The following is a 23,930-nucleotide window of genomic DNA, read 5'->3' as shown; positions in this document are numbered from 1 at the left end:
TTCCCTTGATGGCGCCCTTGTCGTCGATGTCGACCGTCTTGACCTGACCGACGCTCACCTTGCCGACGAACTGGCTGTACGACAGCGACGCGCCCCCCTGGGGGGAGGGAGTTCGCATCAGCACCACGAGCAGCAAGACCAACGCGGCGACGGGCAGCAGCCAGCGGGACCAGGAAGGCCCCGGCGAAGGCGCCGGCGGCTTGGGCGCCTCGCGCGGGGGTCCCGGTTTGGCCGAGCGTGACAGATGCCGGCCTGACAGACGAACTGATGTGATCACCGGACGGCTCCCTTGGCGGAAGGACGAACCTCGGGCGAGACCGTTCCCGCAATTCGAAGAGACGTGGATCGCAGGTGGGCGTCCCACTTCCAGGATCAACGCCTTCTCCACCATCGGCAGCGGCGAACACACTGAGTCGGGGCCTGGTCACGCGCGGTCTCGCGAACTCCGACTGCGTGTTCGTCTGGTGAGTGGTCCGTCCCGGCGTCTCCTGCGGACAGCCGCGTTCACGACGGGTCCGCCGGCGGCCCGGTACAGGACGGCTCGGTCACGGCTCATCTCGTCGGGCGGTGTGGCGCCGTACGGTGACCGGCATGGACGGCGCGGACGGGAACGTCGAGCATGGCGAGGGCTTCGTTGCCCCACCCTTCAGGGCTCCACGTCGGCTGTGGTGGCTCGGCTCCGTCGCCCTGGTGGTGATCGCGGCGGTCGTCGCGGTGTACCGGAGGCACGACCTGGCTGCGGCCTCGCACCTGATCGCCGCAGTCAGGCTGCCCCGGCTGGTCCTCGTCGCCGGGTTCGAGGCAGCGTCGCTCGGCGCTCTGATCGCACTGCAGCAGTGGCTGCTGCGGATGGGTGGGGCGCGTTTGCGCCTCAAGGTCGTCGGGACCATCGTGCTGGCGGCCAACGCCGTCGCCGGTGCACTGCCGGGCGGGGCGGCGTTCGCGGCCGCATGGATGTTCACGCAGTTGCGGCGCAGGGGTGTGGGGCAGGTACTCGCGGGAGCGGTACTTGCCGTTTCGGGAGTGCTGTCGGTGGCCGCGCTCTTCGCGCTGCTGGTGATCGGTGCGCTGGCGAGCGGCTCCGCGGGGCTCGGCGCGCTGCGGCCCGTGGTGCTCTGGCTCGTGGCGGTCTTCGGCATGATGACGGGCGCTGTAGCCGGACTCTCCCGTTTCAAGCCGGTACGACGCCGATTCCGGCGGCTCTGGCGGCGGCTCGGGGTACGTTCCAAGCAGCTGCGGGACATCGAGGACGGCCTGCTTGCCATCTTCCGGCACATCCATGCCGTTCGACCGGGGCTGCGCCCATGGTGGCGACCCTTCACGTTCGCGCTGCTCAACTGGGCGTGCGACGCGGCCTGCCTCCTCGCCTGCGCGTGGGGGCTGGGCATCGGCGTTCCCTGGCACGGGATCCTCGTGGCGTACACACTCACCCAGATGACGGGCAGCCTGCGGCTGACGCCGGGCGGTCTCGGTGTGGTGGAGGCCAGCCTGACAGCGTTGCTCGTGCTGTACGGGCTGCGCATCGACCAGGCAATCGCGCTCACGCTGCTCTACCGGATCGTGAGCTACTGGGCGCTGCAACCCATCGGCTGGGCGTGCTGGCTCGTTCTGACCTTCAGCTCGCGACGCGCGGTCCACCGCGCCGGATCTGATCGGCGCACCGGATGAGCGCGCCGCCGGGTCCTTTCCATTCCATGGAGCCGGGAGCAGAGCACAGCGCGGGTCGAGATCCGTCCCCGCCCTCCAGGCCCCGTCCAGCACCTCGCCAATGCCCCCACCGCGCCCCCATGGTGGGCACGCGCACTCCGGAGGACAGAACTATGGTGTCCCAGCACATACGCCTCTGACCTGCCCCTTCCTACGGTGTGGCGACACGAACCCGTCCCCGCCAACCGCCCGGAAGTGGTGTTCATGGCTGCCTCGGCATCCGCCCCGCCGACCACCCGCTCGCTCAAGCGCATCGTCGCCGCAAGTCTCATCGGGACCACGATCGAGTGGTACGACAACTCATTCGATCGGGCCTAGGACCTGCGGTTTTACCGCATCGGCGGGCTCAAATCCAGCACCGAACCAGCACTGGATCTGAACCGTGCTGACTGGCCGCAGGCGAGACCTCAACGCGCAGGGCATGAAAGAGGACTTCGGAGGTCAACAGAGATCACCGACTGTAGTTACACATCCCTGCGGCCGCAGTGCGGCCGCAGTGCGGCCGCTGCGCTGCCAGCCGACGCACGTCGCCTGTGGCATCGGCGAGTGGGCGGCTTCTCCGCCTCCCGGAGGCGATTCCCATGCGTACCAGCGGCGGCCGCGTCCACGGCCGTTGCGGCCGCAGGGACACCATCGCCACCAGCTCGGTACTCACCGCCGTCACCTACTCACCGCAGCGAACACGGAACGTGGACCTCCGCCGTCGATGTCGTCGGCCCGCCGACTACCGGACGGCCACGCGCCGGGGCGGGATATCGAACAGCACTGCTATCGGGCGAGTCATGACGTCGTTCTCCTCCCGGTCGCCCCCGGTCACTTCAGCACCGTGGGACAGGCAGCGATGGTGCCTGCGTTCACACGTTCTCACTTCCAGATCTCAGGCCTGGACGGGGTCAGTTCTGAGCGGTGGGCCGGACGACGATCTCGTTCACGTCGACGCTCGCCTGCTGCTCGATGGCGAATGCGACGGCTTGGGCGATTGCTTCAGAAGGGATCGCTATCCGGTCTCGCATCTCTGTGATCTGTGCTCTGACCTTCGGATTTGTTGATGCCTCAGCGAAGTCGGTCCTGACTGCACCGGGCGAGACGGTGGTCACCCGCAGGGAATCGCCGGCCTCTTGGCGCAAGCCTTCGCAGATGGCGCGGACCGCGAACTTCGTACCGGCGTAGACCGCCATGCTAGGGACGATGCGAAATGCCGCCGTGGAGGCGATGGTGACGAAGTGGCCCGAGCCCTGGGCCCGGAAGACCGGCAACGCAGCGCCGATTCCGTGCAGCACACCCTTTACGTTGACGTCGACCATCTGGTCCCACTCGTCGACCCGCAGATCGTCCAGGGGCGAGATCGTGCCGACCCCCGCGTTGCTGACCAGCACGTCGAGCCGGCCGAATCGCTCACCGGCGAGCGCGACCAGGGCGTGCAGGTCCTCCCGCCGGGTCACGTCCGTGCGGGTCTGTACGGCCGAACCACCTGACTTCTCGATCTGCTCCACCAGCTCCGCGAGGCGCTCTGACCGGCGGGCGCCAAGGACGAGCCGCGCGCCTCGCTCGGCCAGCAACAGCGCGGTGGCCTCGCCGATGCCGCTGCTGGCTCCCGTGATCGCCACTACCTTGCCGTCGATCCCCGACACGATGTCAGCCTCACTTCTTTCTGAATTCCAGGTAGCCGGCGGCCTACAGGTCACCGATGGGGCCTGGTCCTCCCCGCTCGTGCTCCATTCTGAGGGGCCGTTAGCCTGGTATCCAGACCGTATTTATTCTGGAACCATAGGTGCCATCCGCCGTGCAGACGCAGCCGCATCAGCGCCGTGAGCTGGGCGCTTTCCTTCGCAGCCGCAGGGAGCGGATCACCCCTGACCAGGTCGGACTGCCGCACACCGGCCGACGGCGGACACCGGGCCTGCGACGTGAAGAACTCGCGCTTCTCGCCGGGATCAGCGCCACCTGGTACACGTACCTCGAACAGGGCCGGGACATCCGCGCCTCGGACCAGGTACTCGACGCCCTCGCCTCGACCCTGCGGCTCGACCGGTATGAGCGCGATCACCTCTTCCAGCTCGCCGGTCACACACCTGCGGCCGAACCCGAAGAACCCGCGCCGCTCGCCTCCGAGGTGGCGGCCGTCCCGCTCCTGCTCCAGCCGCATCCGGCGTACATCATCGACGGCAACTACGACGTGCTCAGCCGCAACCAGGCGGCCGACGAACTGTTCCCGCACCTCACCGCAGCGGACGGGCGGGCGAACTTCGCCCGCTGGGTGTTCCTCGAACCCGCCGCCCGGGAGGTTCTGGTCGACTGGGAGATCGAGGCACGTGGCCTGCTCGCCCGGCTGCGGACACTGGCCGGACGCCACCCGGGGGACCCCCGGTACACCCGGCTGATCGACGAGCTGAACGCGGGCAGCCCCGAAGCGGATGCCTGGTGGCCGCAGTACGACGTGCAGGCCCGGCACGGCGGAAGGAAACGGCTACGGTGCCCTGGACGCGGGCTCATCGAATTCGCTTACACCGCATTCCACCTGGCCGAACAACCGGAACAGACATTGGTGATCTACTCCTACAACCGGGAATCGGTCGACTGAGCTTCACGCGGCCCGTCGCTCTTGTGGAACAGGCAGCAGAGTCCCCGGTCTCGATCAGCGAAGACCTCTCCAGGAGCAAGGCGGAGAGCGCCGATGCAAAAATAGAAACCAGGATCAGCACTACGCCAAGCGAACGGTCAGACACACGTTCGTCTCATCGCCAAACCGGGCCGAGCCCGGTCGACCGCGCTCGGCCCGGCTCGAAGCACCACGTCATCACCGACGCGGGTGGCACCTCCGCTGGCCATCACTCTGACCAGCGGCAACCGCCACGACGTCACCCAGCTGCTGCCCCTGCTCGACGCCATCCCCCGCATTCGAGGAACCACTGGCAGCCCGCGTCACCGCGTGCGCCGCGCACCACACTGTCGCAATCTGGACGCGTGACCTATCGGTGCGCGACGAAAGGTGACCCATGAAGTTAGCAGTGATCGGTGGTACCGGCCTGATCGGGTCGCGGGTCGTGAAGAAGCTGAACGCGGCCGGGCACGAGGCCGTGCCGCACTCGCAGTCGACAGGTGTCGACGTGATCACAGGGCAGGGCAGGGCCTGGCGGAGGCGGTGGCCGGCGCCGACGTCCTCGTCAACCTGACGAATTCTCCGACCTTCGACGACGCCTCACCGGCGTTCTTCCAGACCTCGATGGACAACCTTCTGGCCGCCGCCCAGGAGGGCGGGGTGGGCCAGATCGTCATCCTCTCGATCGTCGGCGCGGACCAGGTGCCCAGCCTCGCCTACTACCGGGCCAAGGTCCTGCAGGAAGACATCCTCAAGGCCGGGCCGATCCCCTACTCGATCGTCCGCGCCACCCAGTTCATGGAGTTCATGGACGCAGTCCTCTCTTGGACCACCGAGGGCGACACCGTCCGCCTGCCCACCACCCCGCTCCAGCTGATCGCCGCCCAGGACGTCTCCGACGCCGTCGCCGAAGTCGCTGTCGGCGTCCCTTTGAACGGCACCCTCGACATCGCCGGGCCCGACGTCCTCCCCCTCGACGAACTCGGCCGGGTCACCCTCAATGCCCACCCCGACGGCCGCACGGTCGTCACCGACGACACTGCCGGCATGTTCGCCGCCGTTCAGGGCGATGCGCTGATCGCCAAGGGCGACGCCCGTATCGCCCCCACCCACTACAGCGACTGGCTCTCCTGAACCAGCCGGTCCACCAATGGAGGCATCACCATGTCGAACGACGAACCGGCAGCAGACAGCACTGAGAGCCAAGTGCGTTCGGAAGCTTGGAAGACGGCGCTCACTGTGCTGCAGTCGGTGAAACCGCCGTCCGTTCCGGCGGAGGCAGAGATGATGACCGTCCTCATCGAGTTCCCTCCCGGCGACCCCGGAACCCCTCCGCACCGGCACTCGGGACCCGCTTTCGGCTACATGCTGGAGGGCGAGATGCTCTTCGAGCTGGAAGGCGAGCCCGAACGGGTGATCAAGGCCGGAGAGACGTTCTGGGAGCCGGGCGGCGATGTCATCCACTACCAGGACGGGAACAACCGGCCGGACTCCTGGAGCCGCTTCCTCGTCACCATGATGTGTGCGCCGGGTCAACCCATGCTCACCCTGGTCGACGACGAAGAGCTGACCCAGCGTCAACACCTGCGAGCTCCCCGTCCAGGCACCTGATCACCACTGATGCCGGATCTGAATGTCAAACGCCCCGAACCACGAGCAGTTCGGGGTGTTTTGACATCCTCGCACCGTAGCTGTTCAGGAAAGAAGCACCCCATCTTGCTGTCTTTGGGTGATCAGAAACGCGGAAAGCGACGCGCCTTTAGCCACCGCCGCCTGGCACGGCCGAGCAGGAGACCGACATGAACACGTTGCTCGCAGAGGTCCTCGATGCCCATGGCGGCCTCGACCGCTGGAACGCACTCACCACGGTCCGCGCCACCGTCGTCAGCGGTGGCGACATGTTCGTCATCAAGGGAATGCCGCAGGACCCCACCCCCCGGGAGATGACCGTCTGGCTGCACGAGCAGCACGCCTCCGTGATTCCATTCGGCGGCCCCGACCAGAAGACCGACTTCACGGCCGACCGAATCAGCATCGAACATCTCGACGGCCGCGTCGTGGCCGAACGCAACGAACCGCGAAAGTCGTTTACAGGCCACGACCTCAACACTCTCTGGGACCCACTGGACCGCGCCTACTTCAACGGATACGCGCTGTGGACGTACCTCACCACGCCCTTCCTGCTGTCGATGCCCGGCTTCACCCTCACCGAAATCGAACCATGGCAGGAAGGAGACGAAATCTGGCGCGGACTGCGCGCCACCTTCCCGCCCGACATCGCCAGCCATAGCACGCAACAGGACTTCTACTTCGGCCCCGACCGTCTCCTGCGTAGGCATGACTATCACGTCGACATCGCAGGCGGGTTCGCCGCAGCACAGTACGTCTACGACACCGTGGAAGCAGACGGGATCCGCCTGCCCACCAAACGCCGGGCCTACCGAAGCGATACGGACAACCGCCCGATCCTGGCCCAGACGATGGTCTCCATCGACGTCAGCAACGCTCGGTTCACCTGACATCAAGCCCGTACGTGGCGCGTGCCGAGCGGGACTGAGCCGTGCAGCGCGGGCCTCCGTCCCTGTTGAGCGGCGGTTCGCCCCCTGCTCAGATGCCTCACGGGCGTATCCGTGAGGCTCTTCGATCACAGAGAGGAACGAGCGACATGGCATCCCCGCTGAGTGTCAACGTCTTCACCGCACCCGAGAAACCAGTGGTGGGTGAGCGACCTCGGCCGTTCGGACCGCCGATGGCGTGGGATCCCATGACGTCGACCCTCGTCTTCGGTGAGAACGACGCCGTCCTCGTCGACACGCTCACCACCATCGCCGAGGCCCAGGCGTTGGCCGACTGGGTCGCCCTGCACCACCGCAACCTCACCACGATCTACATCACCCACGGCCATATCGACCACTTCGCCGGGCTCAGCGTGCTGCTGCAGCGGTTCCCCGACGCCCGCGCCATCGCCACACCGCAGTCGGTGAAGCTGATGCGGAATCAGCTCCACCGACTGCCGGCCTTCCGCAAGCTCTGGCCCGGACAGCTGCCGGCCACGATCACGCTGCCCGAACCCTGCGAGGACGGCACCTTCACCCTGGAAGGCCACGAACTGCGGATCATTGAGCAGGGCCGCACCGACGCCGTCGACAGCACCTCGCTGCACGTACCGTCGATCGATCTCGTCGTAGGCGGCGACGTCCTCTACAACGAGTGCCACGCCTACGTCGCCGACACCACACCGGAGAGCCGCGAGAACTGGATCGCCGCGCTGGACCGTCTGGCGGCGCTGAACCCGAAGACGGCCGTCGCCGGCCACAAGAAGCCAGGTGCCCCGGACACACCGGCGGCCATCGAGGCGACGAAGCGCTACCTCACCGACTTCGGCCGACTCAAGGAATCTGCGTCCAGCGACCGTGAGCTGTTCGACGCCATGACGCAGCTGTACCCGGACTGGGTCAGCCACCAGGCGTGGCTGATGTTCGGTTTGTGACCCGCTGAAAGCACACACACCAGCCAGCCGGGAGATCCTCCGGGCAGCGACAACCTTGTAGCTCCACCGGCATCGACCCCGAGATGTATTGCCCTGAAGCGTTGTTTACGCGGCTGGTGCCACGCACGCCACACCCCCGCTACACTCCCCACCCCCAGGCCGCTGACCAGCAAAAATACAGAAGTCCTGCTGGAGTACTAGAGATCGAGGACGACTTCGGTGGTCGGTGCGCTGCAGCAGACGAGGATGGTGCCGGCTTCGGGGAGTTCGAGGGGTGGAGTGGTGTAGGAGACGTCGCCTGCCACGAGGTGGGTGATGCAGGTGTGGCAGACGCCGGTGCGGCAGGACCAACGGGTGGGGATGTCACAGGCTTCGGCGAGATCGAGGAGGGACGCGTGAGCGGGTGACCAGGGGGTGGTGATGCCGCTGCGGGCGAAAGTGACGAGGGGGCCGGTGCCCGTGGGACCGGGTGGTTGGTGCGGCCGGATCACGACGGTATTGGTGACGCCAGGGTTGATGGCGGGGAGGGCGCTGAACTGTTCCGTATGGATCTGCTCGGGGCGCAGGCCGTGATCGCGCAGGAAGCCGCCGAGGCCGTCCATGAAGGCAGGTGGTCCGCAGAGGTAGGCGTCGGCGTCGGTGGGCATGTCCATGGCCGTGAGTGATTGGGCGGTCGGGCGGCCGTGGGTGATGTGGGCCTCGTCGGGTTGTGGGGCGGCTTCGGAGGTGTAGTAGATGTGCTCGTGGGCGTTGGGTAGTTGCGCCAGGAGGGCGTGGGTCTCGTCCGCGAAAGCGTGGTGGGTGCGGTCATGGGCAGTGTGGATCCACCAGACAGGGCGTGGGTCTCGTGTGGCGGCGAGTTGGTGGAGCATGGCGAGTACGGGAGTGGCACCGATCCCTGCCGAGATGAGGACGATCGGGCGGGTGTCTTCTTCGAGTACGAACGTTCCGCGGGGGCTGGCGATGTCCACGAGGTCCCCAGGGCGGAGCGTGGCATGGATGTAGCTGCTGACTTTCCCATGGGGCTCGCGCTTGACACTGATGCGATAGGTGGCGGCTGTGGGCGCGCAGGACAGGGAGTAGCTGCGCACTGCGGGGGCGGCATCACCGACGGCGATGCGGATGGAGAGGTACTGGCCGGGGCGGCTCTCGGGCAGGGGTGTGGCGCCGGTGGTGTCGAGGTAGATCGAGGAGACGGTGGGGGTCTCGGGGACGATGCGGGCGACGCGCATGGGCTTGAAGCCCGGCCAGCCCGGCTCGTCTCCCGGCTGCTGAGTGCTGGCGCGTTCACTTGGCCATCCCGGTTCCTGTTTGGGCTGCTGAGCGGCGGCAAGTTCGTGGAAGGATTGCTTCCATCCGGGGCTGAGGGCCGGGATGTTCAGCGCTTTGCGTAGCTTCGCGGAGTCACGATCGGGGAGGTAGAGCAGTGCGTCGGTGTCAGCGACACTGAGTTCTTCGGGACCTCTGCGAGTGAGCGTGATCTCGTCGCCGGCCTGAACGCGTCCCTCGGTGATCACGCGCAGGTAGAAGCCGGGGCGGTGGTGGGCGACCAGCAGGGAGGCCATGGCGGGTTCGCCGAGGCGCATACCGACGCGGTAGCAGGTGACGCGCGGCTGGGTGACTTCGAATTCGGCTTCGCCGATGCGGTACCGGTCTCCGATGCACACGTCGTCATCGGGCAGGCCGTCGACGGTGAAGTTCTCCCCGAAGGTCCCGAAGGTCAGATCATCGCGACCGAGCTGCTTTTGCCAGTACTGGTAGGACTGTAGTTGGTAGACGAGGACGGCTCGAATTTCGCCGCCGTGCCCGGCCAGATCTCCTTGACCGTCTCCATCGACGTTCAGCCGCCGGACCATACGGGGGCCCTGGACGGGAGCCTTCCAGGCTCCGGTGCGGACGGTCCTTCCCTGCCAGGAGACGTCCTTGGGCATTCCTACGTTGACGGACAGCAGCGTCGCCATCGCGGACCTCCTGCGGGTGGCCGGCGGGGGCAGCCCCTCATGGCGCTGCGACCTGTGCGCTCGGGCCGATATTAGTTCGTCCTCCGGTGCCGCCGCGATTCCGCGATCACGAATCGTGTGGTGTGTTCGCTGAGATTCTCCCAATGGAGGGACCAGCACGGCAGGCCATGCGCATCCTCGATGGTCGAGCAGACCTGCGAAGGGTCACCGCAGGGACGCTCCTTGGCAGCTTGGCGAGTCTCGGCGAAGGGCTACCGGAGGGCGAGAAGATCCTTCACCGTGGTGTCGATCTCGGCGATGCACCACCTCCATCGTGGCCACACGCACTCCACATCGAGAACTACGGTGTCCCACCACACACCCCCCTGACCTGCACGTTCCTACGGTGTGGCGACACGTAAACGTCCCCATCAACCCGTCAAGAAGTGGTGCCGATGCCCTCCCCCGCGACCGCTCCACCAGCCCCTTCGAGCCTCCCTCGCATCGTCGCCGAGGTGAGGCCACCTCTGCCTGTTACCTTGTCACTTGAACACGTGCAGACGCGCAGATAGCACGCTCACGGACGAGCCGGGGGAAAATCTGCGGAGTTCGGAGCCATGTCTCCATTGGCCTGACCATCGAGCAGACTGTCGATCGGGCAACGCGCCTCCGGCACAAAGTGGGCATGGTGGTCCAGCGTGATGGTTGCAGACGAGTGCCCCAGCCACCTGGCCAGTGTCACCACGGACTCCCCACCCTCAAGGACGATCGAGGTGTACGTGTGCCTCAGCACATGGAAGCCATCCCTGCGCTCCACCTGCCACTGCCGCAGCTTCGCACACTCGTCTATGTGTTGACATACGCCCAAAGAGGGTTCCAGTCTTTTGAAGGCCTTTCTCGTCTGCCATGGGCGAAATGCCGAGTCGGCCTGACGACACAGAAAGAATTCGCCCTGTCGGCCGACCTCGTCCGGGCCGCCGCTCGCTCTCCGCTGGGAACCCGCCGACGCGCCATCGCCCCCGGGAAGGCAGGGGCTCGCGGGCCTGCCTGGCGGTCAGCACGAAGCCCAACGGACGGCACAACACCCCGGTGAGGTCATGCTCCTATGCGGTCCACGCGTTCAGGCCGCCAAGCGCCAAGGGGATGCAAGAGGGGAAGCGAGCGGATCGGAGAGCGGCATTCGACAGGTGGGACTCCTTGCGGCGGATCGGCTACTGAAATTGATCGGGTGATGTCGGGCTGTTCGCCGGACATCACCCGGGGGCTTCGGTAGTCCTGGGGCGGTGAGACTCGCTTCGATGCCTGCGAGAAGAACCGGGAGATCGCCGCATTAAGGGTCTCGGAGCGGTCGGTGGAACGCTGGCGGCGCCAGTGGCGCGAGAACGGCCACGCCGGGGTGGCTTCCAAGGGGGTCCCCCAGTCGGCCCAGACTGTCTGAGGCGCAGATGGCCAGGCTGGAGCGGGAGCTGGAGCGTGGCCCGCTGGCACACGGGTGGACCGACCAGCGGTGGACCCTGGCCTGGGTGAAGAGATGATCGGCCGGTTGTTCCACGTCTCGTACACAGTGGAGGGCACGTGGCGGCTACTGCTTCGGTCCGGCTGGTCGTGGCAGCAGCCAGCACGGCGAGCGATCGGACGTGCCGACGACGCGGTGGAGCTGTGGAAGCGGGAGGTGTGGCCGCGGGTAGGAGCACCGCGGCGGCGAACGGAGCCTGGGCGGTCTTCGAGGACGAGGCCGGCCAGTCGGTGACGCCGCCGCGTGCGAGGGCCTGGGGCCGCAGGGGCAGCACCCCGGTTGTCCGCGTGCGCGGACAGGGCACGCCCGGCGACGCCATATGACCCGCCGAGGGGCCGGCCTCCGTTTGACAGGGCTCACAGCGACCGTTTACCTACTTTCAGTAGCCGGTTAATCACCCTTTGTGATCAATGGTGATCGTGCCATCCCTATACGAGTCCGCCGCCGCCTTCCGCCCCACGCAAGGAACCCCACCGTGACCACGACCCCCATCCGTCCCACGGCCGTCCCGTCCATCGAGCAGCTGCCCCAGCCGGAGCTGCGCGGGTCCACCGACATCCAGGGCAACATCCTGGCCGCGTTCAACAAGGACTTCATGGATTTCCGTTACCTGCGCTTCCCGGACGCCGCCAAGGGCCGCGGCTGGCTCTCCGCGATCCTCAACACCGTCGCGACAACCAACGAGACGGAGGACTTCAACGAGCAGTTCTCGCTGGCCCGCCGGGCCTTCGGCCGCGACCCGTCGATCACCACCGTCCGCTGCGGGGTCTCCCTCACCTTCGAGGGCCTTGTGATGATCGCCAAGAAGCCCGATCAGATCAAGAAGGACCTCAGCACCTTCACGTCGTTCTGCGCGGGCGCGGCCGCACGGGCTGAGGATCTCGGGGACACCGGCGAGAGCGACCCCCGGACCTGGTTGTTCGGGGCCGGCGGCGACAAGGTTGTGCACGCGGTCCTCATCGTCGCCGCGGACACCGAGGCGCTGCTGAAGGAGAAGCTGAAGAACCTCGACACGGTCGAGCAGACCCACCGGATCACGCGCGTCCATGTGGACGAGGGCCGCACCCTGACAGGCGATCTGAAGGGTCACGAGCACTTCGGCTACAAGGACGGCATCTCCCAGCCCGGCGTCAAGGACTTCCACCGCGAGGACGCCGGCCGCAAGGGCTTCCGCGACAACCACGCCGGGACCGAGCTGATCGAACCCGGCGAGTTCGTCTTCGGCTACAAGAGCGAACAGGGTGACCGGAAAGCGCCGGCGTGGATGAAGAACGGCTCCCTCCAGGTGGTGCGCCGCCTTCGCCAGGATGTCGTCGGCTGGAACAAGGCCGTGGTGGACGGCGCCAAGAACTTCACCGGGAACATGGACGCCAACCGGCTCGGTGCTTGTCTGGTCGGCCGGGCCAAGGACGGCTCACCGCTCGCCCCGCCGTGCAGCACCGTGACCGGCCTCGGTTCGGACCGGAACGGCTTCGACTACGCGAACGACCCCATCGGCCAGCACACCCCCTGGGCCGCGCACATCCGCCGCACCCATCCACGCGCCTTCGCCGGAATCGTCGACAAGAAGCCGAAGAGCCACCGCCTGATGCGCCGCGGCATTCCGTACGGCCCCGAGTTCAAAGGCGGCCCGGACGACGGCAAGGACCGCGGGCTGATGTTCGTCTGCTACGGCACCTCGCTGGAAGAGCAGTTCGAACTGGTCCAGCGGCACTGGTCCAACGACGACACGTTCACCCCCGGGGAAAGCCGGTCCGACCAGGTGGTCGCCAACGGCTTCGACAAGGTCACCGGCCTCGCCGGCAACGCCTCGGTCGAACTCGCGGACGGCACCCTCGGCACGGTCGACATGAAGCGCTTCGTCCGCACCACGGGCGCGCTCTACGCCTTCACTCCCTCGATCAGCACGCTGCGGCTGCTCGCCGAGGGCGAGGACCTCCCCAACAAGCCGGTCGGTTCCTGAGCGGCGAGGAGAAGCCATGAACGAGAACCCCATCGTCGAGGGCACGGCCAACGACCGCGCCCGTCGGCGGACCTGCCAGCAACTGGCCCGCGAGCTGCTGCTGGTCGGTCCGGACGACAAGGACCTGAAGCTGCGCTACCTCGACGTCCTGATCAAGGAGGGCATCCCGGAGACCGACGAGCCCAAGGACGTGCTGATCGTCGGCGCAGGGATCGCCGGTCTGGTTGCCGGGAAGCTGCTCAAGGACGCCGGGCACAACGTCACCGTCCTGGAGGCCAACGCCAACCGGGTCGGCGGGCGGATCAAGACCTTCCGCTCCACCGACGTCGAGCAGGACGGCCCGTTCTGCGACCCGGAGCAGTACGGGGAGGCCGGGGCGATGCGGTTGCCCAGCTTCCACCCTCTCACCCTGGCCCTGGCCGACAGCCTCGGCCTGAGACGGCAGCTGTTCTACAACGTCGACGTCGATCCCGACACCGGCAACCAGAACACGCCCGTCCCGCCGGTGGTCTACGAGTCCTTCGAGGACGGCAAGGTCTGGAAGTACGGCGAGGACAGCCCGCACTTCCGCGAGCCGGTCAAGCGCTTCAGCAGCTGGATCCGCACCAACCGGATCCAGGCACGCCGCGCCGATTACGCCGCCGACCCCAGCAGCGTCAACGAGGGCTTCCACCTCACCGGCGACGAGGTGCGGATCACCGCCGCCGAGATGGTCAACCAGGCGCTGGAGCCGGTCCGTGACTACTACTCGTACATCGAGAACGGCAAGCGGGTGCGCAAGCCGTTCGCCGAGTGGCTGGACGGCTGGGCCCGGGTGATCCGCGACTTCGACGGCTACTCGATGGGCCGTTTCCTGCGCGAGTACGCCGGCTTCAGCGATGAGGCCATCGAGGCGATCGGCACGATCGAGAACATGACCTCGCGACTGCACCTGTCCTTCTTCCACACCTTCCTGGGCCGCAGCGACATCAACCCGGACGCCACCTACTGGGAGATCGAGGGCGGCAGCTGGAAGCTGCCCTACGCCCTCGCCATGGAGCTCCAGGACGAGCTCGAAATGGGCGAGCGGATGATCCGGATGGAGTACTGGGACCCGCGCCACGACGGCGGGGCCGGCGAGGACGTCGGACCGAACGGACCCCAGGTCGCCGTTCACACCGTGCCCGAGGACGACCCAGAGGCCGAACCCACGGTCTGGAAGGGTGACTTCGCGATCGTCACCGTCCCGTTCTCCGCGCTGCGGTTCGTCCAGGTCTCGCCCCCGTACTCGTACAAGAAGCGCCGGGCGATCATCGAGACACACTACGACCAGGCCACCAAGGTGCTGCTGGAGTTCTCCCGCCGGTGGTGGGAGTTCACCGAGGCGGACTGGAAGGACGAGCTCGACTCCATCGAACCCGGCCTGTACGAGTACTACCAGCGAGCCGGAGAGGAGGACGCCGAAGCGGCCGCGCAGGTTGCTTCGGCCGCGCACAACGGGCACCGGCCGCCGCCCAATCTACCCAGGGTGCTCCTCGGCGCCCACCGGAGCGTGGACTCCAGCCGGATCAGCCAGGAGCAGCTGGAGGTCTTCCAGCACACCCCGCTGCGCCGGGCGAGCGTGCGCCCCGCCACCAACTGCTTCGGCGGCGGTTCGACCACCGACAACCCGAACCGCTTCATGTACTACCCCTCGCACCCGGTGCCCAACAGCGACGACGGCGGCGTGGTGCTGGCCAGCTACAGCTGGTCGGACGACGCGGTGCGCTGGGACTCGATGGCGGACGCCGAGCGGTACGTGTACGCGCTGCGCAACCTCCAATCGGTGCACGGCCGGCGGATCGAGGTGTTCTACACCGGCTACGGCCAGACCCAGAGCTGGCTGCGCGACCCGTACGCTTTCGGCGAGGCGGCGGTGTACACCCCGCACCAGATGACCAGCTTCCACCTCGACGTGGTCAAGCCGGAGGGCCCGGTGCACTTCGCCGGCGAGCACGTCTCACTCAAGCATGCCTGGATCGAGGGCGCGGTGGAGACCGCCGTCCGCGCGGCGATCGCCGTGCACGAGGCACCCGCGCCACCGCCCCACGTCAAACCGGAGATCCGGCCCGAGGCGCGGACCGGCCGCGCGCGCAGAGCGGAGGTACTGAGCAGATGAGTGGCGACAACGAATGGACCGTGGGCCGTTACCTGGCCACCAGACTGGAGCAGTTGGGCATCCGGTACCTGTTCGGGGTGCCGGGCGACCACCTCGGCCCCTTCCTGACGATCATGCACGCCACCACCGGGGTGCGCTGGGTCGGCACCCCGACCGAGATCGGTGGCGGCTACGCCGCCGACGCCTACGCCCGGGTGCGGGCCGCCGACGCCGACCTCGCCAAGGGCGAGCAGGGCGTCGCCGCCGTCGCGGTCACCTACGGCGTGGGCGCGTTCAGCATGCTCAACCCGATCGGCGGCGCGTACGTCGAGTACGTGCCGTTGATCGCGATCAACGCGGCGCCGTCTTACGAGCAGTGGCTCAACTACCAGGCGGTCGGCCTGCTCACCTCGCACATGAGCCAGCGCCGGGAGAGCAATCTGGAGGTCTACCGTCAGGTCACGGTGGACGCGCAGGTGATCTCCAACCCCGGGCTCGCGCCCTCGCAGATCGACAGCGCTATCATCGCCGGCCTGACCGAGCGCAGGCCGGTCTACCTGGAGGTGATGGACGACCTCTGGAATGCCCCGTGCGCCGCACCGCAGGGCGAACTCCGCCGCCAGGAAAGACCGTTCACGAAGAAGAACGAGGAAATGCTCGCCAAGGCGGTGGAGGCCTCGGTGAAGCTGGTCGAACGGCTCGGCACGCCGGTGCTGTGGGTTGGCGAGGAGATCGAGCGCAACCGGCTGGAGCGGGAACTGGTCTCGCTGGTGCAGCTGACCGGCATCCCGTTCTGCACCACCGTCGGCGCGAAGTCGGTGGTCTCCGAGAACACCCCGGGCTTCACGGGCGTCTACAACGGCAAGGCGAGCCTGCCGGAGGTGCGCAAGGCCTTCAAGGCCGCCGGGTGCCGGATCGGCCTGGGCACCTGGTCGACGTCGAAGAACCTCGGCGGCGAGAAGTCGATCGGCGACGACTGGATCGTGGCCGCCCGCGAGGGCGTCAGCGTCGGCGCGCAGTACTTCCCGGACGTCCAGCTGGCGCGGTTCGTCCCGGCGCTGCGGGACGCGCTGGGTGCCGCTTTCGGCAAGCGGGCGTTCGAGACCGACCTCTTCGCGCTGGCACACGCCAAGGACCGGCAGGTCCCGACGAGCACGATCGCCTTCCTGACCGGCCTGAGCAGCACGGACTACCCCGAGGAACTCACGTACGACGGGTTCTTCCAGCACATGAACGCCTTCCTGCTGAGCCAGGCGCAGGGCGACGGCCCGGAGGCCACCTCGCCGTTCACGGTGGTCTCGGACGCAGCGTTCGCACTGCTGGGCTCGATGAATCTATGGATGGCGGAGCGGGCGAGCTTCGTGGCGCAGAACAGCTGGCTGTCCATCGGCTACTCGGTCGGTGCGGCCACCGGAGTGGCGCTGGGCCGCCAGCAGCCGCTGAAACGGCCGCTGGTGTTCGTCGGGGACGGCTCGTTCCAGGAGATCTGCCAGGAGCTGTCCACGCATGTGCGCCACCACCTGCGGCCAGTGGTCTTCGTCCTGGACAACGAGGGCTTCTACGGCATCGAGCAGATGCTGGTCAGCCCCTGCTACTACAAGCAGAAGCCGTCCGACGGGGCCGACTTCTACAACGTGCTGCACCCATGGCAGTACGAGAAGCTCGCGGAGGTCTTCGGCTCGGAGAAGGACCGGATGCACGGGCGGGAGCTCACCACCCACACCGAGCTGGAGTCGCTGCTGCTCGACATCGCCGATCCGGGCAACGACATCAACCGCGCCCCGATCCTGGCCCGGGTCCGGCTCAGCCGGCACGACTACCCGTGGGCACTCCAGTACAAGATCGACGAGAACTGCAAGTAGCCGCGGTACGGCGCACCGCCCCCCGGTCCGAGGACCGGGGGGCGGTCTTCTGGCCGGGTGTGAGCTTGTACGTGCGGGTGGCGGTGATGCCGGTGACGATCACGGGGTCGTGTACGTCGTTGTCCAGGCCGCCGGAGCCGAGGTCCGCGAGGGCCCCGAGTCCGGCGGCGCGCAGGTGGGCCAGGATGTGGTCGTGGTGGGCGGCGGATATCCAGATCAGGCGGCCCTTCGCGCCGGTCAGGGCGACGAAGTGCAGGCCGTGGCGGCGGTGTTTGCCGGAGTGGTTCCGTCGGTCGGTTCTTCCGGTGCGGCGCTGGGTAGCGCGCTCCTGATCGCCCAGTGGGACGCCCGGGACAAGGCCGGGTTTCTCACGCCGACCCGGCAGGCCAGCGCGGCCGACGATCCGCTGACGCTGACGAAGGCCGAGCTGGCCACGCTCCTGAAGCTGCCGGAGGCACTGTTCGGGCCGGGCTGGGCGCCGAAGGACAAGGAGCCGACGCCGCCAGGGCTGCTGGCCGACCGCGCGTTCGTCACCCCGGAGCCGCATCACCTGCCGATCGCCGTCGTCGGCAAGGGGCCGAAAGCGAAGGTGTTCGCGCAGACCGTCAAGGACAGGGCAGGCGACGCGCTCGACGTCCGTACCCTTGCGACCCGCGCCGTCGCCGTCCACGAGCTGAAGAGCCGTGACATCACGGGTGCCTATGTCCTCAACGCCAAGGCCCCCGAGCTCATCGTCGCCTCGGCGGGCTCCGACATGGGCGCCACCGCTGCCGAGAAGATCTTCACACCCATCGCCGCCCAGCAGGGTGCACCCCTGAAGGTGACGGACGTCGCCGAGCCCGTCGGCGACGACCCCACAGGACAGGGTCTGTTCTTCCTGTTGGTCGCGGTGAGCATCGGCTCCTACGCCTCGGTCGCCGTCCTCGGTGGAGCTGGTGCCGCACTCAGGATGCGCGGACGTGCCCTGCTCGTCGTGGGTGTGTCCGGCGTGGTGAGCGTCATCGGCGCGGCGCTCGCCGGTCCCGTCTTCCATCTCGCGCACCACGGGCTGTGGGAGGTGTGGGGAATGAGCTGGCTCTACTCCGCGGGGATCCTCTTCATCGGTGTCGGGCTGCACACCTTCCTCCATCAAGATCGAAAAGGAGGTTCCTGGGCATCTCCAGATCCACCTGATCTGCGACAACTGTGGCACCCACAAGACGCCGGCCATCAAGGCATGGCTGGCCAAACACTCCCGATTCCACCTGCACTTCACCCCCACCGGTTCGTCCTGGATCAACCAAGTGGAGAGGTGGTTCGACTTCCTCGCCGACCAGAAGCCGCGACGAGACAGGCCACTTCGTCCGCTGGTCGGTACAGCACCGGCATGCCCGCGCCCTGACCTACGGAACCGTCCGTTGGACCGGGCCACTCGGCACCATCGACAGCGAGAGGCGATGGGCCGACGCCCGCCGCCTCCTCAACGAGGACACGCTGCCGACCCCGGACCGCGTCGCGGGACTGCTGCTGATCCTCTACGCACAGAAGATCGCCACCATCAGCCAACTCACCGTCGATGCTGCCTCGCGAGCCGGGCCAGGTCCGCGGGCAGTCCCGCTCGCTGCTGCCGTCGCTCCTGCTCGGCGCGGGCGGCCAGGGTCTCGACACCGAGGAACGGCACCTGCGGGCACGCGCACAGATAGCGATACGCGATGTCGTCGTACGTCCGCTCGGCCCCGCCCCGGGCATAGGCCAGCGCCTTGGCGGCCGCCTCGCTCGCGCGCCGGGCGTACAGCAACCGGGGATGCCTGCGTAACTTTTCCGGCGGGATCGACAGCAGAGCCTCGGTATCATCGGCCGAAGGTTCGCTCCGAGACAAGCAACTCACCTTCCTTCCAGGGGACTTATGCACGTCCTTGCGATCAAAGCACGTGTCTTTTCCACAGGGTTGGTGAGCGTAACGACTACGGGGAGATGCCGCCATGGCCGACATCAGTGACTCACTGTGGAACGACGGGATCGGCGCGGAAGACTATCGCGACGCGAAGGCCACGTATCACGCCGCGAACTTCGAGCAGTACAAGCTGTGTGTGGAGATGGCCGACCGGGTCAGCGCCCGGCGCAACCTCGCCAACACCTTCTTCCTGACCCTCCACACCGGCCTGCTCGCCTTCCTCGGCGCCTGGTTGTCCCAGGGAGACCACCGCCAGGTGACCTTCGTCGTCGCCCTCGCCGCCTTGCTGGGCATGTGCGTCACTTGGTGGTTCACCGTCCGCTCCTATCACCAGCTGAACCGGGGCAAGTTTGAGCTGATCTGTGCGCCGGAGGAGCGGCTGCCGGCCCGCACCTTCGTGGCCGCCGAGTGGCGCGCTCGGCGAGGGCCGGGACTGGCGCGTCTATCTGCCGCTGAAGCGGGTCGAGCGGTGGATCCCCCTTCTCTTTGCCGGGGCCTACGTCCTGGGATTCGCCGCCATGGCTCTGTGAAGCCCGCAGATGGCCCATACCGCTCGATCGGATCAATCGGTGACCGCCACCGGATAGAGTGACGGCCACATCGCCCGGGCCGGAAGGGGGATTGCCGTGGTCACGGTCGCCGTCACCGGTCACATGGACCTGGCCGACGAGGCAGCCGGAGCGGTGCGCACGGCCCTGCATGAACTGCTGGCCGGCCTGCTCGGCGACGCACTCGTGGGGCGCTCCTGGAGATTTGACGAACTGACGGTGAGTGCTGCTCCTTCGCCGGAGCGCCGGCCCAGGTGCGGTGGGCGGTGGGCGGTCCAGCCGGGGCAGCGCGTGGGGTTGGTGCTCAGGTTGCCGCAGTGTGCGCACCACCGGGTCGGCTCGTCGGGCCGGTGGTCGGTCGGGGAGACGTCACTGGTCATCGCTCCCCCTTCGGCGGGTTGTTGTCGGAGAGGGTGAACAGGTGCTCGTGCACGGTCCGGTTGTAGCGGGCGTCGTGCGCGCCGGTCTTCTGCATCCGGTTCTTACGGCCGGCCAGCATGAAACACCTCCCCCTCAACAGTAGATGTGATCAACGTACCGGGTGGTTGTGACACTGCAGGGATCTGCGCCGCTGTGCGGCTCCGGTCTGAAGGCCGGAGTTTGCGGCGAAGGACCTTCCGATCAAGTCCACCGTTGCTGCTGCCCCTGCTGGCCGAGCAGGAGGATATGGCCCGCACCCGGGGACGGCGGCCGATCCGGACCGGTACGACCGCGCCCACCGGCACCGCAGGCATCGTCCTGCTCGGGCGCCTCGGCGAGCCCGAGGGCGTCCCGTACCTGTCCGTTCTGGGCCTGTTCCGGGATCTCAGGACAGGCCCTGGACGCAGCGCTCCACTGCTCCGGCTGTCGGCGCGCCCACGGGCGCGACGGCGACGACGAGCCGGCCGAGGACCCGACCCTGTCACTGGAGTGACGATCGCACCGGTTTGTCACCAGCGTGTGCAAAGCCACCGATGCCGCCAGGACTGGGCGCGGTACACGGCTAGCGTCACGTCGCATGAGCACCACGAAACTGCCTCCCGCGCAGTACTACGCCTCCTTGCCCAAGCACATCGCCGGTGCCGGAGCCATCATCCACAACGGCGCGGGACGCGTCCTGCTGGTCAAACCGTCCTACCGCAACACCTGGGAGATCCCCGGCGGCGGGCTGGAAGCGGGCGAGGGCCCACTGCAAACCGTCCAGCGGGAGGTCAAGGAAGAGCTCGGCATCGACCTCACACCCGGTCGCCTCGTCGCCGTCGACTGGGTTCCCGAGCAGCCCGACGGCCGGCCGCCACTGGCGAACTTCCTCTTCGACGGCGGGGTGCTCTCCCAGGCCGAGGCCGACCACCGGCTGCACCTGGACCCGGACGAGCTCGCCGACTGGCGGCTGGCCACCCCCGAGGAGTGGGACGCTCTGCTCGCTCCGCACATAGCCCGCCGCCTGCACGCCTGCGCCCGCGCCCTCACGGACGGAACCACCGCCTACCTCCAGTACGGGTTCGACCCCCGCCGCACCGACAACTGACGCCCCGCCCCTTCCGGTCGGCGAGCGAACCAGCCCAAGTCTGGCTCGCTGACGCGCGGTTACTGCCGGATGCGAGGTTTCTTCACCCGGACGGGAACCGCTGAATCGGTTCTGCCGAGGCCCATGTGGGGCATGTGTCTCGCTCGCCAAGTTGACCGCGGACAGCTGGACGTCACGGGGCCTGAACGCCCGCTGTTCCCGGAGCGGAGAACGCAACGGAGACAGCACTGGGGCGCGTCCCCGCGTGGGAAACGCGCCCCCGACGTCACGGCCTCATGAGACCTCGGCCATGCATCAGCTGGTGAAGATGAAGTACTTCCAGCCTCCGTACGTCGTCGAGTTCACGGTGTCCCCGGAAGCGGAGTTGAGGTACGAGGAGCGCACGCGGGCGCGGATGCCGGACTTGCCGGAGTGCCCCAGGTTGACGACCGACTTTCCGTTGGTGCCGAGTTTGAAGTACTCGGTGGCCCCGTTGTACCACTTGCCCTGGTAGTACACCTGGAGTTCGAGCCGCTGCTTGCGGCCCTTGTAGTAGCTCATCGTCGTCGTGGAGATGACGTCGGTGTTCTTGTGGAAGTAGTAGTACGTCGTGGAGCCGATCTTGCCGGTCTTGTAGTGCTTGGACAGCGCCGTCGAGACCTTCACCCGGGCATACGCGGTGGACTTGACCGATTTCGGGGCGTAGCGGGAGTCGCCCTTGAACACGGCGGTGACCGTGGTGTCCCGGGTCATGTCCAGAGTGACCGACAGATTGCCGCTGGAGTTGACCGTGCCGGTCTTCATCAGCTTCTTCGGCTTGTCCGCCCCGAAGGGGTCGGCCCAGATCTCGACCGTGCGGTTCTTGTACGTCGTGCCGAGGTGCGCCGTGAACGCGACGTCCTTGCCGTAGTCGTACACCTTGCCGTTGTTGTTCAGAGTCAGCGTGGGCGTGGCACGGGAGACGTCGACGCTGTCCGACGCGGCCGCCGGGGAGTGCGTGGCGTCACCGGCGTACGTCACCTTGTACGTGACCTTGCCGCCGGCCGGCGGGGTGTCCGTGAAGGAGAACTTGCCGCCCGTACCGAGGGGCTTGGTGCCGAGCGACTTCCCGTTCGGCGACTCCATGTCGGTGCGGGTGACGGCCATCGGGGTCCCGGCGGGCAGAGCGAGGCCGGCGGTGAGCGAGCCCTTGACGGTGAGCGGCTTCGCGCGGGTGGCGGTGGTGGGGGCATCGACCTTGAGCGTGCCGACGTACTTGCGGGGCTCGTCGATGGCGTGGAACTGGGTGGAGTCGTAGGACCCGGTCAGCACGAACAGCTTCCCGCCATCGGCAGACCAGTTCATCGAGTGCCCGAGCCAGGGCATCCATTGGTGCGACAGGTTGCGGACGCTGGCTGGCTTGTCGCTGCCGCCGGCGAAGACGTACGTGTCGCCGAGGTCGTCGGTGTCGAGGACGGTGGCCGCGACTGTGCCGTCCGGAGCGACGCTGACCGTCTCCGGTTCGTCGGGGACGGGATAGGTGCGCACCTGTTCCAGGTCCGAGAGCCGATACTCGGTGAGCGCCCGCCTCCCCGGCCCGGCCACGACGACGTTCTGGCCGTCCGGGGTGAGGGCCGCGTCTTTGTAGAAGCCGCCCTTCTCGGCGGACACGCGGATGGCCGGGGTACCGGAGGAGGTGTCGTAGACGACGATCGGGGCGGAGCTGATGTGCGCGTCGAGGGCAAGCAGCGTGCCCGGGTTGTCGGGGTGCGCGTAGAGCTCGGGCGGGCCTGCGAAGTCGTGTCCGGCCGCCAGGTCCAGCGTCACCGTGGGCGTCTCGGCGGTCAGGTCGACGGAGCCGAGCCCGGAGTCCCACTGGTCGCCGTATCCGAACCACAGCTTGCCGTCGGCGTAGGCGAGCCGGGAGGGAATGGTCTTGTCGCCGGTCGGGTACTCGGCGGTCTGCGTGAGGGTCGCGGTGTCGATGGCGACGATCTTGTCGGCGCCGTAGACCGCGGCGTACAGCGTGCCGGAGTCCGGGCTCAGTTCGAGGTCACGGACCTGGGGCAGGCCGGTGAGCGTGGTGACGACCTTGCCGGTGTAGTCGGTGACGACGATCTTGTCCTGGGACCGGTCGCTGAAGTACAGCCGCTGGTGGAGACCGTCGACGACTGTGTCGTCGGCGTCCGAGACCGCGATGGGCCTGGTGGTGTCGGCGGACGCCGGTGCGGCAGTGAGTACCGCCGAGCTGAAGAGGACCGCCAGTGCTGTGGCGGCCGGGAGAGTGCGTATGCGCACGGTGGTTCGAACCCCCGGAACGAGTGTGGGGCCACTGCGTGCAGCTGTCAGGCGACAGTCGATGTGCGCGACTTGTGCTGCACGTGTGACGGGTGAGCGAAGAATAGGTCATGCCACCGACAACATGACCACGGCCCCCCGCCCAAAGCGTCCGTGATCCGCGGGGTCACACCCCGGAGGAGCGCAGCGCCCCGTGCCCGTTTCCGGGGGGTTGAGGAACAGGGTTGTTGGATCGTGCAGTAAGACCGTGTCCTACGTGGTGAGTCGAACCAGTCGTTTGTAGCAGCAGCGGGTGGCGGCGAGGCCGAGGAAGGCGAGGTAGTTGCGGGGGCGGCGTTCGTAGCGGTGGCTGAGTCGGGGGTAGCCGGTCAGCCACGACATGGTTCGTTCGATGACCCTGCTCTTGCCGAATACCTCATCCGTGCAGGTGAGATGGGGTATTCGGTGTCAGTCGTGGTTGCTCACATCGGTGTTGTCGCGTGGTGGCGGGTGG

Annotated in this window: 16 protein-coding genes and 6 pseudogenes; 15 read left to right on the top strand and 7 right to left on the bottom strand. The window is 67.5% G+C overall.

Going from position 1 to position 23,930, the window contains the following annotated elements:
• Positions 1-277, bottom strand: a 277-nt coding sequence (locus tag ACZ7L9_RS36665; RefSeq protein WP_471421858.1) for an ATP-dependent metallopeptidase FtsH/Yme1/Tma family protein, incomplete at its 3' end; no start/stop codon positions are given.
• 314 nt (positions 278-591) lie between these two features.
• On the opposite strand from ACZ7L9_RS36665, the gene ACZ7L9_RS36660 reads away from it, so the two are divergent.
• Entirely contained in the window at positions 592-1,668 is a 1,077-nt protein-coding gene (locus ACZ7L9_RS36660; RefSeq protein WP_471421857.1) for a lysylphosphatidylglycerol synthase transmembrane domain-containing protein, read from the top strand.
• 932 nt (positions 1,669-2,600) lie between these two features.
• Here ACZ7L9_RS36660 and ACZ7L9_RS36655 read toward each other — a convergent pair.
• Complete coding sequence (locus tag ACZ7L9_RS36655; protein WP_471421856.1) at positions 2,601-3,338, bottom strand: SDR family oxidoreductase; 738 nt, start codon at positions 3,336-3,338, stop codon at positions 2,601-2,603.
• 152 nt (positions 3,339-3,490) lie between these two features.
• On the opposite strand from ACZ7L9_RS36655, the gene ACZ7L9_RS36650 reads away from it, so the two are divergent.
• The 6 genes and pseudogenes from ACZ7L9_RS36650 (at position 3,491) to ACZ7L9_RS36625 (ending at position 7,796) form a co-directional block, all read left to right on the top strand.
• The gene (locus ACZ7L9_RS36650; protein ID WP_471421855.1) at positions 3,491-4,288 is read left to right on the top strand and encodes a helix-turn-helix transcriptional regulator; all 798 of its coding nucleotides are present in this window, start codon (positions 3,491-3,493) and stop codon (positions 4,286-4,288) included.
• 161 nt (positions 4,289-4,449) lie between these two features.
• Positions 4,450-4,642: pseudogene (locus ACZ7L9_RS36645) on the top strand (transposase); the annotation flags it as partial.
• A 61-nt stretch (positions 4,643-4,703) separates the two neighbouring features.
• A pseudogene (locus tag ACZ7L9_RS36640) lies at positions 4,704-5,440 on the top strand (SDR family oxidoreductase).
• A 30-nt stretch (positions 5,441-5,470) separates the two neighbouring features.
• Positions 5,471-5,917, top strand: coding sequence for a cupin domain-containing protein (locus tag ACZ7L9_RS36635; protein WP_471421854.1), 447 nt, complete (start codon positions 5,471-5,473; stop codon positions 5,915-5,917).
• A gap of 188 nt (positions 5,918-6,105) precedes the next feature.
• Positions 6,106-6,825, top strand: a complete 720-nt coding sequence (locus ACZ7L9_RS36630; RefSeq protein ID WP_471421853.1) for a hypothetical protein — start codon at positions 6,106-6,108, stop codon at positions 6,823-6,825.
• Between the two features lie 146 nt (positions 6,826-6,971).
• The gene (locus ACZ7L9_RS36625; protein WP_471421852.1) at positions 6,972-7,796 is read left to right on the top strand and encodes an MBL fold metallo-hydrolase; all 825 of its coding nucleotides are present in this window, start codon (positions 6,972-6,974) and stop codon (positions 7,794-7,796) included.
• A 197-nt stretch (positions 7,797-7,993) separates the two neighbouring features.
• Here ACZ7L9_RS36625 and ACZ7L9_RS36620 read toward each other — a convergent pair whose 3' ends face one another.
• Entirely contained in the window at positions 7,994-9,757 is a 1,764-nt protein-coding gene (locus ACZ7L9_RS36620) for an MOSC domain-containing protein (protein ID WP_471421851.1), read from the bottom strand.
• A 1,270-nt stretch (positions 9,758-11,027) separates the two neighbouring features.
• Here ACZ7L9_RS36620 and ACZ7L9_RS36615 point away from each other — a divergent pair.
• The 6 genes and pseudogenes from ACZ7L9_RS36615 to ACZ7L9_RS36590 all read left to right on the top strand — a co-directional run.
• Positions 11,028-11,557, top strand: a pseudogene (locus ACZ7L9_RS36615) (winged helix-turn-helix domain-containing protein); the annotation flags it as partial.
• 170 nt (positions 11,558-11,727) lie between these two features.
• Positions 11,728-13,215: a Dyp-type peroxidase gene (locus ACZ7L9_RS36610; protein ID WP_471421850.1), complete on the top strand. Its 1,488-nt coding sequence runs from the start codon at positions 11,728-11,730 to the stop codon at positions 13,213-13,215.
• Between the two features lie 16 nt (positions 13,216-13,231).
• Entirely contained in the window at positions 13,232-15,352 is a 2,121-nt protein-coding gene (locus tag ACZ7L9_RS36605; RefSeq protein ID WP_471421849.1) for a flavin monoamine oxidase family protein, read from the top strand.
• The gene (locus tag ACZ7L9_RS36600) at positions 15,349-17,193 is read left to right on the top strand and encodes an alpha-keto acid decarboxylase family protein (RefSeq protein ID WP_471421848.1); all 1,845 of its coding nucleotides are present in this window, start codon (positions 15,349-15,351) and stop codon (positions 17,191-17,193) included. Before ACZ7L9_RS36605 ends, ACZ7L9_RS36600 begins: the two co-directional genes overlap by 4 nt.
• Positions 17,194-17,638: 445 nt before the next feature.
• A pseudogene (locus ACZ7L9_RS36595) lies at positions 17,639-18,319 on the top strand (hypothetical protein); the annotation flags it as partial.
• 4 nt (positions 18,320-18,323) lie between these two features.
• Positions 18,324-18,491: pseudogene (locus tag ACZ7L9_RS36590) on the top strand (transposase); the annotation flags it as partial.
• Between the two features lie 248 nt (positions 18,492-18,739).
• On the opposite strand, the gene ACZ7L9_RS36585 reads toward ACZ7L9_RS36590, so the two are convergent.
• On the bottom strand, positions 18,740-18,970 hold the full coding sequence (locus tag ACZ7L9_RS36585) for a hypothetical protein (protein WP_471421847.1): 231 nt from the start codon (positions 18,968-18,970) through the stop codon (positions 18,740-18,742).
• 184 nt (positions 18,971-19,154) lie between these two features.
• Between ACZ7L9_RS36585 and ACZ7L9_RS36580 the strand changes: the two genes are divergently transcribed.
• Positions 19,155-19,718: a RipA family octameric membrane protein gene (locus tag ACZ7L9_RS36580; RefSeq protein ID WP_471421846.1), complete on the top strand. Its 564-nt coding sequence runs from the start codon at positions 19,155-19,157 to the stop codon at positions 19,716-19,718.
• Between the two features lie 332 nt (positions 19,719-20,050).
• Here the strand turns inward: ACZ7L9_RS36580 and ACZ7L9_RS36575 are convergent, their stop codons facing one another.
• Positions 20,051-20,173 carry a hypothetical protein gene (locus ACZ7L9_RS36575; RefSeq protein ID WP_471421845.1) on the bottom strand — a complete coding sequence of 41 codons (123 nt, stop codon included), beginning with the start codon at positions 20,171-20,173 and terminating at the stop codon, positions 20,051-20,053.
• A 498-nt stretch (positions 20,174-20,671) separates the two neighbouring features.
• Between ACZ7L9_RS36575 and ACZ7L9_RS36570 the strand changes: the two genes are divergently transcribed.
• Complete coding sequence (locus ACZ7L9_RS36570) at positions 20,672-21,181, top strand: NUDIX domain-containing protein (protein WP_471421844.1); 510 nt, start codon at positions 20,672-20,674, stop codon at positions 21,179-21,181.
• Positions 21,182-21,475: 294 nt separating this feature from the next.
• Here the strand turns inward: ACZ7L9_RS36570 and ACZ7L9_RS36565 are convergent, their stop codons facing one another.
• Complete coding sequence (locus tag ACZ7L9_RS36565) at positions 21,476-23,437, bottom strand: Ig-like domain repeat protein (RefSeq protein WP_471421843.1); 1,962 nt, start codon at positions 23,435-23,437, stop codon at positions 21,476-21,478.
• A 252-nt stretch (positions 23,438-23,689) separates the two neighbouring features.
• Positions 23,690-23,839: pseudogene (locus ACZ7L9_RS36560) on the bottom strand (IS5/IS1182 family transposase); the annotation flags it as partial.
• Positions 23,840-23,930: the final 91 nt, after the last annotated feature.

The organism is Streptomyces sp. NPDC111516, assembly GCF_055635345.1.
This window is presented reverse-complemented; position numbering and strand designations above follow the sequence as displayed.

Excerpts from the sequence above, each read along its gene's own strand:
- ACZ7L9_RS36575 (WP_471421845.1), bottom strand. The coding sequence starts at position 20,173 with ATGCTGGCCGGCCGTAAGAACCGGATGCAGAAGACCGGCGCGCACGAC.
- ACZ7L9_RS36625 (WP_471421852.1), top strand. The coding sequence starts at position 6,972 with ATGGCATCCCCGCTGAGTGTCAACGTCTTCACCGCACCCGAGAAACCA.
- ACZ7L9_RS36600 (WP_471421848.1), top strand. The coding sequence starts at position 15,349 with ATGAGTGGCGACAACGAATGGACCGTGGGCCGTTACCTGGCCACCAGA.
- ACZ7L9_RS36605 (WP_471421849.1), top strand. The coding sequence starts at position 13,232 with ATGAACGAGAACCCCATCGTCGAGGGCACGGCCAACGACCGCGCCCGT.
- ACZ7L9_RS36580 (WP_471421846.1), top strand. The coding sequence starts at position 19,155 with ATGGCCGACATCAGTGACTCACTGTGGAACGACGGGATCGGCGCGGAA.
- ACZ7L9_RS36660 (WP_471421857.1), top strand. The coding sequence starts at position 592 with ATGGACGGCGCGGACGGGAACGTCGAGCATGGCGAGGGCTTCGTTGCC.
- ACZ7L9_RS36635 (WP_471421854.1), top strand. The coding sequence starts at position 5,471 with ATGTCGAACGACGAACCGGCAGCAGACAGCACTGAGAGCCAAGTGCGT.
- ACZ7L9_RS36630 (WP_471421853.1), top strand. The coding sequence starts at position 6,106 with ATGAACACGTTGCTCGCAGAGGTCCTCGATGCCCATGGCGGCCTCGAC.
- ACZ7L9_RS36620 (WP_471421851.1), bottom strand. The coding sequence starts at position 9,757 with ATGGCGACGCTGCTGTCCGTCAACGTAGGAATGCCCAAGGACGTCTCC.
- ACZ7L9_RS36570 (WP_471421844.1), top strand. The coding sequence starts at position 20,672 with ATGAGCACCACGAAACTGCCTCCCGCGCAGTACTACGCCTCCTTGCCC.